The organism is Microbacterium hydrocarbonoxydans, from assembly GCF_000956475.1.
Classification (GTDB): domain Bacteria; phylum Actinomycetota; class Actinomycetes; order Actinomycetales; family Microbacteriaceae; genus Microbacterium; species Microbacterium hydrocarbonoxydans_A.
On the sequence record NZ_JYJB01000005.1, the window covers coordinates 254,251 to 267,488 of the forward strand.

The 13,238-nt window shown below is 67.1% G+C and carries 13 protein-coding genes, 1 tRNA gene and 1 pseudogene; 6 read left to right on the forward strand and 9 right to left on the reverse strand.

All coding sequences use genetic code 11. The features are described from left to right. Nucleotides 1-22: 22 nt before the first annotated feature. The gene (locus tag RS84_RS03520; RefSeq protein ID WP_045256361.1) at nucleotides 23-673 is read right to left on the reverse strand and encodes a response regulator transcription factor; all 651 of its coding nucleotides are present in this window, start codon (nucleotides 671-673) and stop codon (nucleotides 23-25) included. Nucleotides 674-1,054: 381 nt separating this feature from the next. Between RS84_RS03520 and RS84_RS03525 the strand changes: the two genes are divergently transcribed. Then, nucleotides 1,055-2,161, forward strand: coding sequence for a sensor histidine kinase (locus RS84_RS03525; protein ID WP_235281374.1), 1,107 nt, complete (start codon nucleotides 1,055-1,057; stop codon nucleotides 2,159-2,161). 169 nt (nucleotides 2,162-2,330) lie between these two features. Here the strand turns inward: RS84_RS03525 and RS84_RS03530 are convergent, their stop codons facing one another. Beyond that, a complete protein-coding gene (locus tag RS84_RS03530; protein ID WP_045256362.1) occupies nucleotides 2,331-2,807 on the reverse strand; it encodes an SRPBCC domain-containing protein in 477 nt (158 codons plus the stop codon). Nucleotides 2,808-2,817: 10 nt separating this feature from the next. Then, nucleotides 2,818-3,204, reverse strand: a complete 387-nt coding sequence (locus RS84_RS03535; RefSeq protein ID WP_045256363.1) for an ArsR/SmtB family transcription factor — start codon at nucleotides 3,202-3,204, stop codon at nucleotides 2,818-2,820. 151 nt (nucleotides 3,205-3,355) lie between these two features. Here RS84_RS03535 and RS84_RS03540 point away from each other — a divergent pair, with 151 nt between their 5' ends. The 4 genes and pseudogenes from RS84_RS03540 to RS84_RS19560 all read left to right on the forward strand — a co-directional run bounded on the left by RS84_RS03540 (nucleotide 3,356) and on the right by RS84_RS19560 (nucleotide 5,109). Further along, nucleotides 3,356-3,694, forward strand: coding sequence for an NIPSNAP family protein (locus tag RS84_RS03540; RefSeq protein WP_045256432.1), 339 nt, complete (start codon nucleotides 3,356-3,358; stop codon nucleotides 3,692-3,694). A gap of 294 nt (nucleotides 3,695-3,988) precedes the next feature. Beyond that, nucleotides 3,989-4,450 carry a helix-turn-helix domain-containing protein gene (locus RS84_RS19550; RefSeq protein ID WP_235281379.1) on the forward strand — a complete coding sequence of 154 codons (462 nt, stop codon included), beginning with the start codon at nucleotides 3,989-3,991 and terminating at the stop codon, nucleotides 4,448-4,450. Continuing rightward, nucleotides 4,396-4,611, forward strand: a pseudogene (locus RS84_RS19555) (IS481 family transposase); the annotation flags it as partial. The gene RS84_RS19550 and the pseudogene RS84_RS19555, both read left to right, overlap by 55 nt. A 6-nt stretch (nucleotides 4,612-4,617) precedes the next feature. Continuing rightward, a complete protein-coding gene (locus tag RS84_RS19560) occupies nucleotides 4,618-5,109 on the forward strand; it encodes an integrase core domain-containing protein (RefSeq protein ID WP_235281380.1) in 492 nt (163 codons plus the stop codon). 51 nt (nucleotides 5,110-5,160) lie between these two features. Here the strand turns inward: RS84_RS19560 and RS84_RS03550 are convergent. From RS84_RS03550 to RS84_RS03575, 6 genes are all read right to left on the reverse strand, one after another. After that, nucleotides 5,161-5,251 (reverse strand) — tRNA-Ser (locus tag RS84_RS03550). A gap of 62 nt (nucleotides 5,252-5,313) precedes the next feature. Then, nucleotides 5,314-6,957, reverse strand: a complete 1,644-nt coding sequence (cydC, locus tag RS84_RS03555; protein WP_045256364.1) for a thiol reductant ABC exporter subunit CydC — start codon at nucleotides 6,955-6,957, stop codon at nucleotides 5,314-5,316. Then, nucleotides 6,954-8,603, reverse strand: a complete 1,650-nt coding sequence (gene cydD / locus RS84_RS03560) for a thiol reductant ABC exporter subunit CydD (RefSeq protein WP_045256365.1) — start codon at nucleotides 8,601-8,603, stop codon at nucleotides 6,954-6,956. The genes cydC and cydD overlap by 4 nt, the downstream gene beginning before the upstream one ends. 11 nt (nucleotides 8,604-8,614) lie before the next feature. After that, the gene (cydB, locus tag RS84_RS03565; protein WP_045256366.1) at nucleotides 8,615-9,634 is read right to left on the reverse strand and encodes a cytochrome d ubiquinol oxidase subunit II; all 1,020 of its coding nucleotides are present in this window, start codon (nucleotides 9,632-9,634) and stop codon (nucleotides 8,615-8,617) included. A 15-nt stretch (nucleotides 9,635-9,649) separates the two neighbouring features. Beyond that, nucleotides 9,650-11,065: a cytochrome ubiquinol oxidase subunit I gene (locus RS84_RS03570; protein ID WP_045256367.1), complete on the reverse strand. Its 1,416-nt coding sequence runs from the start codon at nucleotides 11,063-11,065 to the stop codon at nucleotides 9,650-9,652. Then, nucleotides 11,052-11,699, reverse strand: a complete 648-nt coding sequence (locus RS84_RS03575) for a helix-turn-helix transcriptional regulator (protein WP_045256368.1) — start codon at nucleotides 11,697-11,699, stop codon at nucleotides 11,052-11,054. Before RS84_RS03575 ends, RS84_RS03570 begins: the two co-directional genes overlap by 14 nt. 168 nt (nucleotides 11,700-11,867) lie before the next feature. Here RS84_RS03575 and radA point away from each other — a divergent pair, with 168 nt between their 5' ends. After that, nucleotides 11,868-13,235 (forward strand): DNA repair protein RadA, encoded by a 1,368-nt coding sequence (gene radA, locus RS84_RS03580; protein WP_045256369.1) that lies wholly within the window; start codon nucleotides 11,868-11,870, stop codon nucleotides 13,233-13,235. The last annotated feature ends 3 nt before the right edge of the window (nucleotides 13,236-13,238 follow it).

Sequence of the window (13,238 nt, forward strand, 5' to 3'; positions counted from 1 at the left end):
CGATCCATAGGCAGGACTGACGTTAGAGGCTGATGATCCCGATCTCGGTCGCCCGGAGCACGATCTGCAACCGATTCTCAACCCTCCACAACCGATTGATGTTACGGATATCCGCTTTTACGGTGCCCTCCGCGTAGTGCAGCACTTTGGCTATCTCGGAGTTGGACAGGCCCCTAGCGATCAGGCTGATCACTTCGTACTCGCGATGGCTTAGTTCAGGCACAGGTCGGAGGTTTCTGTCGCCGGACTCCATCACTGCGCGGACGAATCTCTCCTGCACCTCAGGCGAAACCACTCGATCACCGGCCTGGGCAGCGACGATGGCATCTATGACCTGCTCGGGTGTCGAGTTCTTCACGAGATATCCGCATGCGCCGGCGCGCAACGCCTCAAGCGCACGCCATTCGGTCGTGAATGTAGTCAGCACCACCACACGGCAGCGGGGGTTCCACGAGAGGAGCCTCCTCGTCGCTTCAACCCCTCCGATCTCAGGCATCTTGATGTCCATGAGCACTACGTCGGGGTTCGATGCCCGGCAGACGTCAAGCGCCGTCACCCCGTCCGCTGCCTCGCCGACGAGAGCGACACGTGGGTCCCCGGAGATGAACGCACGTAGAGCATGGCGCACTAAGGCTTCGTCATCAACGACCACGACGCGAACAACACCATCCACTCCTGTACGGTAGCGCTGATCACTTCCGAAACTCTGACCCAGCGGCCATGAGTTCGTACCCTGCAGAGTAGAGGTCGAAGGGTTACAGTGTTTCAGCGTCAGAGCATGTCAGTTCTGACGCCAAGCGGGGGGAGACCATCGTGGAGCTATTCAATGTGTTCAATGTCGGCCCACTCGCGCATGATCTTGTCGCGATGAGCGCTGACCTGGGGGACTGGCTTTGCCAGGTGTTGGGGATCTGTGCCTGAAGCTGTCCTGGGTGCCGGTCGTCGGGGGGAGCCCGGCCTTGCCGCCCGAATCTCGATCGGGAGAATGCTGCGATCGCGAGCTTTTTGGGGACAGCGTTCCCTTCACCCCGTAGCAAGCACTCTCTTGCTTGTGGTGGCAGGAGTGCTGCTGTGTGTCGCGGCGGGGTTTGTTTTCTCGAGCGGAACGTTCACAATGTCCGACCTCTTGGCCATCGCGCTCTATGTCGGCCTCGCCGCATTTGCCTGGCACCCCACCACGGCGGCGTTCACGGTCGTGCTCATCAGCTGCGTGGGTGTCGTGCCCACAGGCAGCGGCGGAGATCTGCTCGAGCTCGCTCTTACGCTCAGCCTAGTCTCGGCGACCGGCGCGCCATGGTTGATCGTTACTCACGCAACCCTGCTTATGGCCCTGACAGCATACGTTGCGATAGGAGGGGAGACCTTAGCCGGGGGTGGCATATTCAGCATTGCGGGGATAGCGACAATCGCCTTCCTTATAGGTATCGGTTTCCGACTGGTGGCAGCAAGGGAGACGGTGCTGGTCGCTGAACGCGCTCGCATCACGATGGATCTTGAGGAACTCGCACGAGAAGATCAAGAGCGCATCGCGGACGAGCTTCATGACGGCATCGCACATGACTTGACGCTCGTCCTTTTCCACGCACGCGCGTTGCCGAAGCAACCAGACGAAGAAGCACGTCAGGTGTCCCTCTCGACGATCGAGGAGTCCGCCGAGAGAGCACTACGAAGCATCCAAGCCCTGCTCTCACTGATGCGAGATATAGATGCGGAGCGACCGAAGTCAGCGAACCGGTACGGCGGAGATGTGATCCGCGCGATCGTCACTCTCGGAGGCCTCTTGAACGATGCAGGAATCCCCACGCGTGTTTCGACGCCAAGCCCCCCGGTTAACCTGACACAGGCGACAGAGCTCATCCTCATCGAGACAGCGATCGAAGCAGTCACGAACATCATCAAGCACGCGCCGAACTCTCACTCCGCAAGCATCGAAATCCATAGTCAGTCGGAATGTCTTGAGCTTTCCGTGAAGAACACCTTCACGGCGTTAACGCCCCGAAGCGAAGTTTCCTCCACTGGACGAGGCCTGGCCCGAGCGGAGCAACGTGTGGCGCAATGCCTTGGCCACTTGAAACATGGGCGCACTGCAGAGGGGTGGAATCTTCTGGCAACTGTGCCATCCAGCCAAGACAAGAACACCCACCCCTACGGAGGCGCCTAAGCACCGCAATACGGCTGCTGCTCAGTATCCGCCGGAGCATCCCGCGACGCTAAGACGGATGCCGGACGCAACGAGGCCGCCGCTCTTCTCATCGAGCGGCGGCCTCACGGTGCTTGCCCGCATCGCAGGAGGTCTTCGTGAGCCTCCAGCCAGGCGACTGGGCGATCGATCAGACCTCGCCGCCTTCGAGCAGCGCGTCGAGCTTGGCGTAGCCGTCGTTGACTCCGACCTCCATGCCCGACTCAAGCCATCCGTCGCGGCCCTCGAACGAGTCGACGAGCGACTGGGCGTGCAGGCGCGTGCGCCCGTCACCGAGATCCTCGAACCAGAGCGTCTCGAGCGAGACGCTCTCGGGCATCGCATCCCAGGTGAAGGTCTGGACGATGCGGTCCTCGGTCACGTCGTGGAACGAGCCGTGGAAGCTGTACTCGTCGCCTTCCCCGGTGCTGCGCATGCGCCAGCTGCCGCCGGTCCGCGCGTCCCAGACGTCGAACACGACGGCGGTGCCGTTCGGGCCGACCCAGCGGGCGTAGAGCTCGGGGTCGAGGTGTGCGCGCACGAGCTGCGCGGGCGTCGCCTGAAAATCCCTCGTGGTGCGGATGATCGGGAGGTTCGGGTCGGCCTCGATGGTGGCGGTGGTGTTCATGATGCGCTCCTTATCTGATGGACTCGGCGCCTGCCGAGCCGTCGTCGTCGTGCGGCAGCTGTGCGAGCAGGGCGTCGAGTCGCGCGAAGCGCTCCTCGGCCCGCCGCTGATGGCGCTCGATCCATGCGGTCATGAGACCGAGCACCTCTGCCTCCAGGTGCACGAGCCGCCGCTGGCCGTGCTTGCCCTTTGTCACGAGGCCCGCCTGCTCGAGCACGGCGATGTGCTTGGAGACGGCCTGGAGGCTGACGTCGAACGGAGTCGCGAGCTCACCGACCGTCGCGTCGCCGATCGCGAGTCGCGACACGATGTCGCGGCGGATCGGGTCGGCGAGAGCCTGAAACACCTGGCTCAGCGTCGCCGCGTCGCCAGACCCGTCATCCAGGTTGTCGTCCATCTCGCCCCTCCTCAACCATTTGGTTGATAACGACGATACGAGGCGGCAGACGCGTTGTCAACCTTTTGGTTGATAACTTTGCGCGGTGGTCCTCTCACGCACTGATCCGCATCCGTCATCGTGATCGCGGCGCTCTGAGAAGATGAACGACATGATCACCGTTCACCTGCGTTACGAGATCGATCCCGACAAGCTCGACGTGTTCACCGAGTACGGCCGCGCCTGGATCCGGCTGGTGGCGAAGCACGGAGGAACCCATCACGGGTATTTCATGCCGAGCGAAGGCGACAGCGACGAGGCTTTCGCGCTGTTCACGTTCCCCTCCTTGGCAGCGTACGAGATCTACCGAACGGCGTCGAAGACCGATCCCGAGTGCGTGGAGGCCTTCGAACTGGCCCGCAGGACGCAGTGCATCCGTCGCTACGAGCGCCGCTTCCTCAGCCCCGTCTTCTCCGCAGACGCGGAAGGAGACTCACCCGCCGCCCGCTGAGCTCGCGCCGGTGGAGACGCGGGGCATTCGTGGCCGCGAGCCCGCGGCGGCGCACGGCGAGGGCGCTCCGTGGGATTGCGGCCGGGCAAGAAGAAAGCCCGCCCTCCCCGGTGATTCTTAGGGAGAACGGGCTTCTGTTCTGGCGGTGACGAGGGTGTCTGGTTTCAGGACGTCGTGAACGCATGTCTCGGGACATCGTGAACGACTCATTCGTGGGCTCTCGGTGATGTCTCAGGACATCGTGAACGGGTGGCCAAGTACGAGATCCTGATCAAAGCTGTTGTCCTCCAGGGCATGTCCTACGGGCAGGTCGCGGCCCGCTACGGGGTCTCGAAGACCCTCGTGCACAAGCTCCATCACCGGTGGTTGACGGAGGGCGACGCGGCCTACGAACCGCGCTCGCGACGACCGGGATCGACGCCGAACCGCACCCCCGAGCGCGTCCGGGACCGGGCGCTGCAACTGCGTGATGAACTCACCGCCAACGGACTCGACGCCGGCGCGGACACGATCACGGAACACCTCGCCCGCGAAGGCATCCTGCTGTCCCGAACGACCATCTGGCGGATCCTGAAAGCGGCAGGGCGCGTCACCACACAGCCGCAGAAGCGTCCTCGCTCGTCCTGGCGCCGGTCGCCGCCGACCGCCCGAACGAGCTCTGGCAGTCCGACTTCACCCACGTCACCCTCACCGATGGCACCGACGTCGAGGTCATCGGCTGGCTCGACGACCACTCCCGCAGCATGCTGCACCTGAGCGCCCATCGCCGCGTCACCGGCCGGATCGTGACCGACACGTTCACCGCGACCGCCGCCGAACACGGCTACCCCGCGGCGACCCTGACCGACAACGGCATGGTCTACACCACCCGCCTCGCCCGCGGCGGACGAGGCCGCGGGGACGGCGCCGGCAACGACTTCGAGATGCTGCTGGCCACCCTCGGCATCACCCAGAAGAACGGCAAGCCCTTCAAACCCACCGCCCAGGGCAAGATCGAACGCTTCTGGCAGACGCTGAAGAAACACCTCGGCGCCCACCCCGCGGCCACCCTCGCCGAGCTGCAGGACACGCTCGACGCGTTCCGCGACTACTACAACACGATCCGCCCCCACCGCGCGCTGGGCCGGAGAGCCCCCGCGTTCGCCTACCAGCTCATCCCGAAAGCGACACCGGCACCGCCTAGCGACCCGAACATCTGGCGCGTCCGCTACGACACCATCGACAACGACGGCAAGATCACCCTCCGCCACACCGGGAAACTCCTGCACCTCGGCATCGGCAGAGCCCACGCACGCACCGAGATCATCTGCCTCGTCCATAACGACGACGCCACGATCATCACCCAGACCACCGGCGAACTCCTCGCCGAATTCACCCTCAACCCCGAAAAGAACTACCAACGCAAAAACGACTGAACCCCCGGAAACCGGGGGTTCAGTCGTTCACGATGTCCTGAGACATCACACTGGCGGTGACGGTGGGATTTGAACCCACGGTAGGGGGTTACCCTACACAACTTTTCGAGAGTTGCACCTTCGGCCGCTCGGACACGTCACCGCGGACAAGCTTAGAGCAGATACGGCCCGGACGCGAATCGGCGAACCTGCGGGGCCGCCCGCTCAAGCGCGCGTCTTCCCCGCCTCCAGTCGCACGGTGCGGTCGACAAGAGCAGCAGGTGGTGCGACATGAGAGATCAGCAGAACCGACTGCTCCCCCGCCGCACCGAGCAGGTCGCGGAGCAGGGCGTCGGATGCCGCGGGGTCGACGCCCGCGGTCGGCTCGTCGAGCACGAGAACGGGGAAGCCCCGTAGAAGGGCGCGCGCGAGCGCGATGCGCTGCGCCTGGCCGCCCGACACAAGAGCTCCCCTGTCACCGACTCGCGCGTCGAGCCCGCCTCGTTCGCGCACCCACTCGCCGAGACCCACTCGCTCCAGCACCTGCAGGAGCTCCTCGTCGGTCGCGGTGTCCCTCGCGAAAAGCAGGTTCTGCCTGATGTCCTCGTCGAACAGCTGAGGGCTCTGCTCGCACAGTCCGACGGTGCGGCGCAGCGCGTCGCCCGAGAGAGAAGCGGCGCCTATGCCCCCCAGGGAATACTCGCCCTCTGCTCGCAGGAAGCCGACGAGCACGGCGGCCAGCGAGCTCTTGCCCGCGCCGCTCGGACCGGTGACCAGCACCCGCTCCCCCGGAGCCAGATCGAGATCCACACCCGCAAGAGCCTGAGCACCACCCGGCCAGTGCGCCCGAACACCGCGCAGCCGCAGTGCAGGCGTCGCCTCGAAGTGAGCATCCACCCCCTCGTCTGTCCGCAGTTCGGCGGGGAACGACGATGGCAGAGCCTCATCGATGCGCTCGGCGCTCGCTCGCACGCTGCGCCATGACGCGGCCGCCACAGGCACGGCTCCGAAGATCTCGAACACCACCATCGGCACCAGCACGACGACGGCGAGCCATGGTCCGTCGATCGCTCCGGATCTGAGCGAAGGGACAGCGGCGGCGAGCGCCCAGGCCGAGGCCGCCCCCGCGGCGGCGGATACGACCCCGGCGGCGACCGCCTGCGAGAGCGACGCCCGGCGCACCGTCGCGCGCAGCGAGCGATCCGCGGTCGTGATGCGCTCGCGCGCCTGCGCCTCAGCTCCGTAGGCGATCAGCACGTCGAGGCTGCCGAAGTAGTCGACGAGCGCGGCCGACAGCTCTGCGCGATGCGACGACACAGACCTCTCAGCACGTGAGCCGAGCAGCCAGCCGAGCCCGACGGATGCCGCAGCGGCGAGCAGCAGGCACACCGCGAGCGTCAACGCGGCGACGGGCGAGACGAAAGCCACGAACCCGACCGCACCCACGGCGACGAGACCCGCGACGACCAGGGGCTGCACGACCCGCAGCGGCAGGTTCTGCAGATTCTCGACGTCGTCGACGAGCGCCGACAGCACGCGGCCGCGGTCCGTGCCGCCCAGGCCCGCGGGCGACAGCGGGATGAGCCTGCGCACCATGTCGGAGCGGGTCGTCGCGAGCTGTCGCAGGGCCGCGTCGTGTCCGCTGAGTCGCTCCAGATACCTGGTCACCGCCCTCGACACCGCGAAGAACCGCACGCCCACGACCGCGATCGACAGCGGCACGAGCGAGTCGACGATGGACGCGCTCACGATCAGCCAGCCGCTCACGGCGAGAAGGCTCACGGCGGCCGCAGCAGAAAGCACACCCCAGACCAGTCCAGGAAGGAACCGTGCCAGGGGCGGCTGCGCGGCCCTGAGCACGCGGTTCATGCGCTCACCCCCAGCGAGACGACGTGATCGGCGATCTCCCGCGCCGAACGGCGATGCGAGACGAGCAGGATCGTCGCTCCGGCATCCGCTCGCTCCCGAAGCGACGCCCACAGCCGCTCCTCGGTGACGGAGTCGAGGGCGCTGGAGGGCTCGTCGAGCACGAGCACCCGCCGGGGGTCCGCGGCGTGGCGGTACAGGGCTCGCGCGACTGCGACCCGCTGCGCCTGTCCACCGGACAGGCCGCTCCCCTGCACTCCCAGCTCGAGGACCGGGTCGAGGTCCGCACAGGCAGCGGCGAGCGCAGAGCGGATGCCGTCGGCATCGGGCTCCGGGTCGCCGAGAGCGACGTTCGAGGCGATCGTTCCACGCATCAGCTGCGGGCGCTGATCCGCCCAGGCGAGCCATTCGGCAGGGCTCAGTTCACGCACGTCGATGCCGTCGAATGTCGCTGCGCCGCCGAAGGCCGTCGCGCCGCGCAGCGCGGCGAGCAGACTCGACTTGCCGACGCCACTCGGGCCTTCGATGAGCGTGATCGTGCCCGGATCCGCCGTGAAGGAGACTGGTGGCAGGTCCCGAACCCGCAGGGCATCGACGACGAGAGAGCGGCCCCGTGTTCGCAACTCCTCAGTGAACGATCGCTCTAGCTCCGCAGTGCCCGCAGCACGCCGAACCGCCGACAGTTGTGAGGAGCTGTGAACGCCACCGGTCTCATCCAGCACCTCGAACACGTCCTCGGTCGCGGCGACTCCCTCCGCCGCGGCGTGGAACTGCACGCCGACCTGCCTAATCGGCAGGAAGGCCTCTGGGGCGAGCAGCAGCACGAACAGCCCGACCTCGAGCGGGAGATCGCCCGCCAGCAGGCGGAACCCGATCGACACGGCGATCAGCGCCACGGCGAGCGAGGCCAGCAGCTCCATCGCGAACCCCGAGAGGAACGAGAATCGCAGCACCTTCATGGTCTCGCGGCGATAGTCGTCGGCGGACTGCTCGATGCGGTCGGCCGCGCGGCGGTCGCGGCCGAACAGCCGCAGCGTCGACAGCCCTTGCACGGTGTCGGCGAACCGCACGGCGAGCGTCTGCAGCGTGTTCCACTGCCGGGTCTGCACCGTGCGCGTCGCCATGCCGATCAGCACGAGGAACAGCGGGATCAGCGGCAGGGTGACGAGCGCCGTCAGTCCGCTCAGCCAGTCCTGCCACCACATCACGGCCACGAGCACGGGTGTCGCGATCGCCGTCAGCACGAGCTGCGGGATGTACCGGGCGAAGTAGGCGTCCAGCGCGTCGAGCCCGTGCCCCGCGGTGACGGCGAGCGCGGCCTGGTTGCGCTGCGCGAGCCACCCCGGACCCAGTTTCCCGACGGCCGTGATGAGCGCCGACCTGAGCTGCGACCCGGTGGATGCCGCGGCCCGCGTGCCTGCGGCATCCGATGCGGCGATCAGCAGCCCGCGCAGCAGAGCCAGCCCCAGCAGCCAGGCCACGTCCGGCCACGCCCCTCGGCCGTCAAGAGCACCCGTGACGGCATCCGTCAGCACCCACGCGAAGGCGACCGTCACGGCCGTCTGCACCACACCGATCAGGGCGGACGCCGCCACGAACCGCCGCGCGGCGGTCGCGTAGCGCAGCAGACGGGGATCGAGGGGCTTCATGTGCGCCGCGGTCAGTGCGCGGCCGCCGCCTCGATCGAGACCCGGGTGACGCGCTTGCGGAACACCCAGTACGTCCACCCCTGATACAGCAGCACCAGCGGGATCGCGATCAGCGCCGTCCAGCTCATGATCGTGAGCGTGTACGGGGTACTCGAGGCGTTCTCGATCGTGAGGCTGAAGGCATCGTCGATGGTCGACGGCATCACGTACGGGAACAGCGCGCCGAACAGCATCACGACCGCCGCGGCGACCGTGATGACCGCCGAGGCGAAGGCCCATCCGTCGAGCCCGCGCAGCGAGAACACCACCGCGCCGAGCAGGAACACCGCAGCGATCGCCCCGCACGCGATCACGAGCCACAGCAGCGGCGCCTCTCGGCCGGCGGCCATCACGATGGTCCAGATCACGGTCGCCACAGCGATCAGCACGGTCGGCGCGGCAGCCAGCTTGGCGAGGCGCCGGGCGTCGGTGTGCACCTCGCCGTCGGTCTTGAGGGCGACGAACAGCACGCCGTGCAGGAAGAAGATCAGCAGCGTCGTCACTCCGACGAGCAGTGCGTACGGGTTCAGCAGCGAGAGCAGGCCGCCCACGAACACGTGGTTCTCGTCGAGCGCCACGCCCTGCACGATGTTGCCGAAGGCGACGCCCCACAACAGGGCCGGCACGACCGAGCCGATCACGATCATGCGATCGAAGCCCGCTCGCCAGCGCGCGGAATCACGCTGGTGGCGGTATTCGAACGACACCCCGCGCAGGATCAGCGCGAGCAGGATCAGCAGCAGCGGCAGGTAGAAGCCGCTGAACAGCGTCGCGTACCACTCGGGGAACGAGGCGAACAGGCAGGCGCCGGCGACGATGACCCAGGTCTCGTTGAGATCCCACACCGGGCCGATCGAGTTGATCACCTGGCGCCGCGACACGTCGTTCCTGCCGAGGAACGGCAGCGACATGCCCACGCCGAAGTCGAACCCGTCGAGCACGAAGTAGCCGACGAAGAAGAAGGCGACGATCCAGAACCAGAGGTATTCCACGGTCTACTCCTTCTCTCAGTACACGACAGACGACAGCTGGGCCGTCTCCTCGTGGGGCTGCTCGGTGGTGTCGGGTCCCTTCTGCGCGGCCCTCACGATGAGCCTGATCTCCACGACCGCGAGCGCCGCGTAGATCGCTGTGAACGCGATCAGCGATATCAGCACCTCGAGTCCGCTGACCCCTGGCGAGACGCCGTCTCGTGTGGACATCAGCCCGAACACGAGCCACGGCTGCCTGCCCATCTCCGTGAAGACCCAGCCGACGATGTTCGCGCCGAGCGCGAGAGGGAACGACCAGATCGCGAGCTTCCACATCCAGGGCGCCGGCTCCTTCTTGGCGCTCTTGCGGGTCAGCCACAGGCCGATCACCGCGACGAGGGCGGCCAGCATCCCGAGTCCGATCATCCAGCGGAAGGCCCAGTAGGTCACCCACAGCACCGGGGCGAAGTTGGTGATGCCCATGTCGGCGAAGGTCTGCGCGTACTCGGCGTTGAGGTCATTGATGCCGTGCACGCATTCGTCGAGGGAGTGCGTCGACAGCAGCGACAGCAGGTACGGCACGCGGATCGAGAACAGCTCGGACGTGCCGTCGGGCGTGCCAAGGGTGAACAGGCTGAAGGATGCATCGGCGCCGCACACCGTGTTGAACGTCGCCTCGGCGGCCGCCATCTTCATCGGCTGCGCCGCGTACATCGCGAGTCCGAGCTGGTCGCCGGAGAGCACGACGCCCGCGGTGGAGACGAGCATCCCCCACAGCCCGAACTTCAGGGACTTGCGCATCGTGTCTTCGTGCTGCTTGCGGGCGAGGTGCCAGGCCGAGACCGAGATCACGACGCCGGCGGCGAACATGAACGCGCCGAAGATCGTGTGCGGGAACGCCGCGAGCGCGACCGGGTTGGTGAGCAGAGCCCAGAAGTCGGTGAGCTCGGCGCGGTTGGTCTCGGGGTTGTAGACGTAGCCGACCGGGTTCTGCATGAACGCGTTGGCGGCGATGATGAAGTACGCCGAGAGGATGCTGCCGATCGCCGTGCACCAGATGGTCGCGAGGTGCAGCTTCTGCGGCAGCTTGTCCCAGCCGAAGATCCACAGCCCGATGAACGTCGCCTCGAAGAAGAAGGCGAACAGGCCCTCGAACGCGAGCGGGGCGCCGAACACGTCGCCGACGAAACGGGAGTAGTCCGACCAGTTCATGCCGAACTGGAACTCCTGCACGATGCCGGTGACGACGCCCATGGCGAAGTTGATCAGGAAGATCTTCCCGAAGAAGCGGGTCAGGTGCAGGTACTCGATCCTGCCCGTGCGCACCCAGACCGTCTGGAAGATCGCTGCGACCGTGACCATGCCGATCGTCAGCGGCACGAACAGGTAGTGGTAGACGGTGGTGAGCCCGAACTGCCATCGGCTCAGGACCAGCGGATCAAGCCATTCCATGTCTCACTCCTCGTACATCGCCCAGCTGCACCGTGTTCTTCAACTGCACCGTGCATTCCGAGAGCTCGCCCCGCACGCACTCCGCCGTGAGAGGGCCGCCGGCCTCGGCGAGCACGCCCTGCATCAGGCTCAGGTGCACCTGGCACAGCACGGGGCGGTCTTCGGGACGCGCGGCCGCATGCGGGCAGGGGCTCAGGTCGACCGTGAGGCGCGCGTCGTCGACGACGGGCTCGAATCCGCTCTCCTCGAGGTGCTCGATCAGGGCGTCGAGCTGATAGTCGGCGGCAGGACCGAGATCGGATGCTGCGCTCGGCACGACCCTGCGCATGATGTCGCCGCGGACCGCGGCGGCCTTGGCCTTCTCCCGCGCCACCGGGCTGGACGCCCCTGGCGTGCCGGTGGCCGCGCTGTACAGGGTGCGCGGGCGGCCTCGGGTGGCGCGCCGCTCGACCTGAGCGATCACGTAACCGCCGTCGATCAGCCGCTGCAGGTGCTCGCGCACGGTGTTGGCGTGCAGGCCGGTGGCCTCGCACAGCTCGCCGATCGTACGGTCGGATCGGCTCTGCACCAGGTGCAGGATCTGCACTCTGGAGAAGCTCGAGATCGGCCCGCAGACGGGCCCGGCGCTGGCCATGACTCCATTATGTTCTGGGCATCATCCCGGATTCGCCTGTTGGGCCGTGAATAATGCCGTTCCGCGATAGGGATCCCCGATGCCCTCGATAGCCGGGCTGCATGAGCGCTCCCCCGTGCGCTCGCGCCGCACCGATCCCGTGTCGGATGCCGCGACTAGCCTGGTGTGATGGCCGCCCGAAAACCCGCTCCCCCTGCGTTCGTCTGCACCGAGTGCGGGTGGACGACCGCGAAGTGGGCGGGCCGCTGCGGCGAGTGCCAGCAGTGGGGCACGATCCAGGAGCAGGGCACGCAGACCGGCATCGTGCAGCGCGTCACCGCGGTGGCACCCGCATCCGATCGCGCCGCTCGCCCGATCACGCAGATCACGACCACCGACGCACCGCGGCGCACCAGCGGGGTCGGCGAGTTCGATCGGGTGCTGGGCGGAGGCATCGTGCCGGGAGCTGCGATCCTGCTCAGCGGCGAACCGGGCGTCGGCAAGTCGACGCTTCTGCTCGAGGTTGCGGCCAAAGCCGCGAAGGCCGGGCGGCGAGTGCTGTACGCGAGCGCCGAGGAGTCGCCCGCGCAGGTGCGTCTGCGCGCCGAGCGCACCGGTGCCCTGCACGACGAGCTGTATCTGGCCAGCGAGACCGATCTCGCCACGATCCTCGGGCACATCGATGAGGTGCAGCCGCAGCTCGTGATCGTGGACTCGGTGCAGACCGTCGCGTCCTCGCTCATCGACGGAGCCGCGGGCCAGCCCAGCCAGGTGCGCGAGGTCGCCTCGACGCTGATCCGCATCGCCAAGGAGCGAGGGCTGCCGATCGTCATCGTGGGTCACGTCACGAAAGACGGCCAGGTCGCGGGTCCGCGGGTTCTCGAGCACCTGGTCGATGTCGTGTGTCATTTCGAGGGCGACCGGCAGACGTCTCTGCGGTTCCTGCGGGCGCTGAAGAACCGCTTCGGGCCGACCGACGAAGTCGGATGCTTCGAGATGACCGGCGACGGGATCGCCGAAGTGCCCGATCCCTCGGGGCTGTTCCTGTCTCAGGGCGCGACGGAACCGGGAACCTGTGTCGCGATCGCGCTGGAAGGGCGGCGCGCGATGCCGGTCGAGGTGCAGGCCCTGACCATCAAGACGACGGCGCCCAACCCGCGGCGGGTCGTGCACGGACTCGACGGCTCACGGGTCGCGATGGTGCTCGCCGTGCTCGAACGGCGCGCCGGCATCAAGGTCAGCGATCAGGACGTGTACGTCTCGACCGTGGGCGGGGTGCGCTTCACGGAGCCCGCCGCTGACCTCGCGATCGCGATCGCCGTCGCGGGATCGCTGAACAACAGCGCCGTGCCGCGCACGGTCGCCGCGGTGGGTGAGCTGAGCCTGGCCGGCGAGGTGCGGCCGGTCACGCAGTTCGCGCAGCGGCGGTCGGAGGCGAAGCGGCTGGGCTACGAGCAGGTGATCGACGACCGCTCGAAGACCCTGCGCGCGGCGCTCGGCGATGTGCGCTCACGCAGCACGCAGCGGCGCGACGAAGACGACATCCCGCCGTTCTGACAG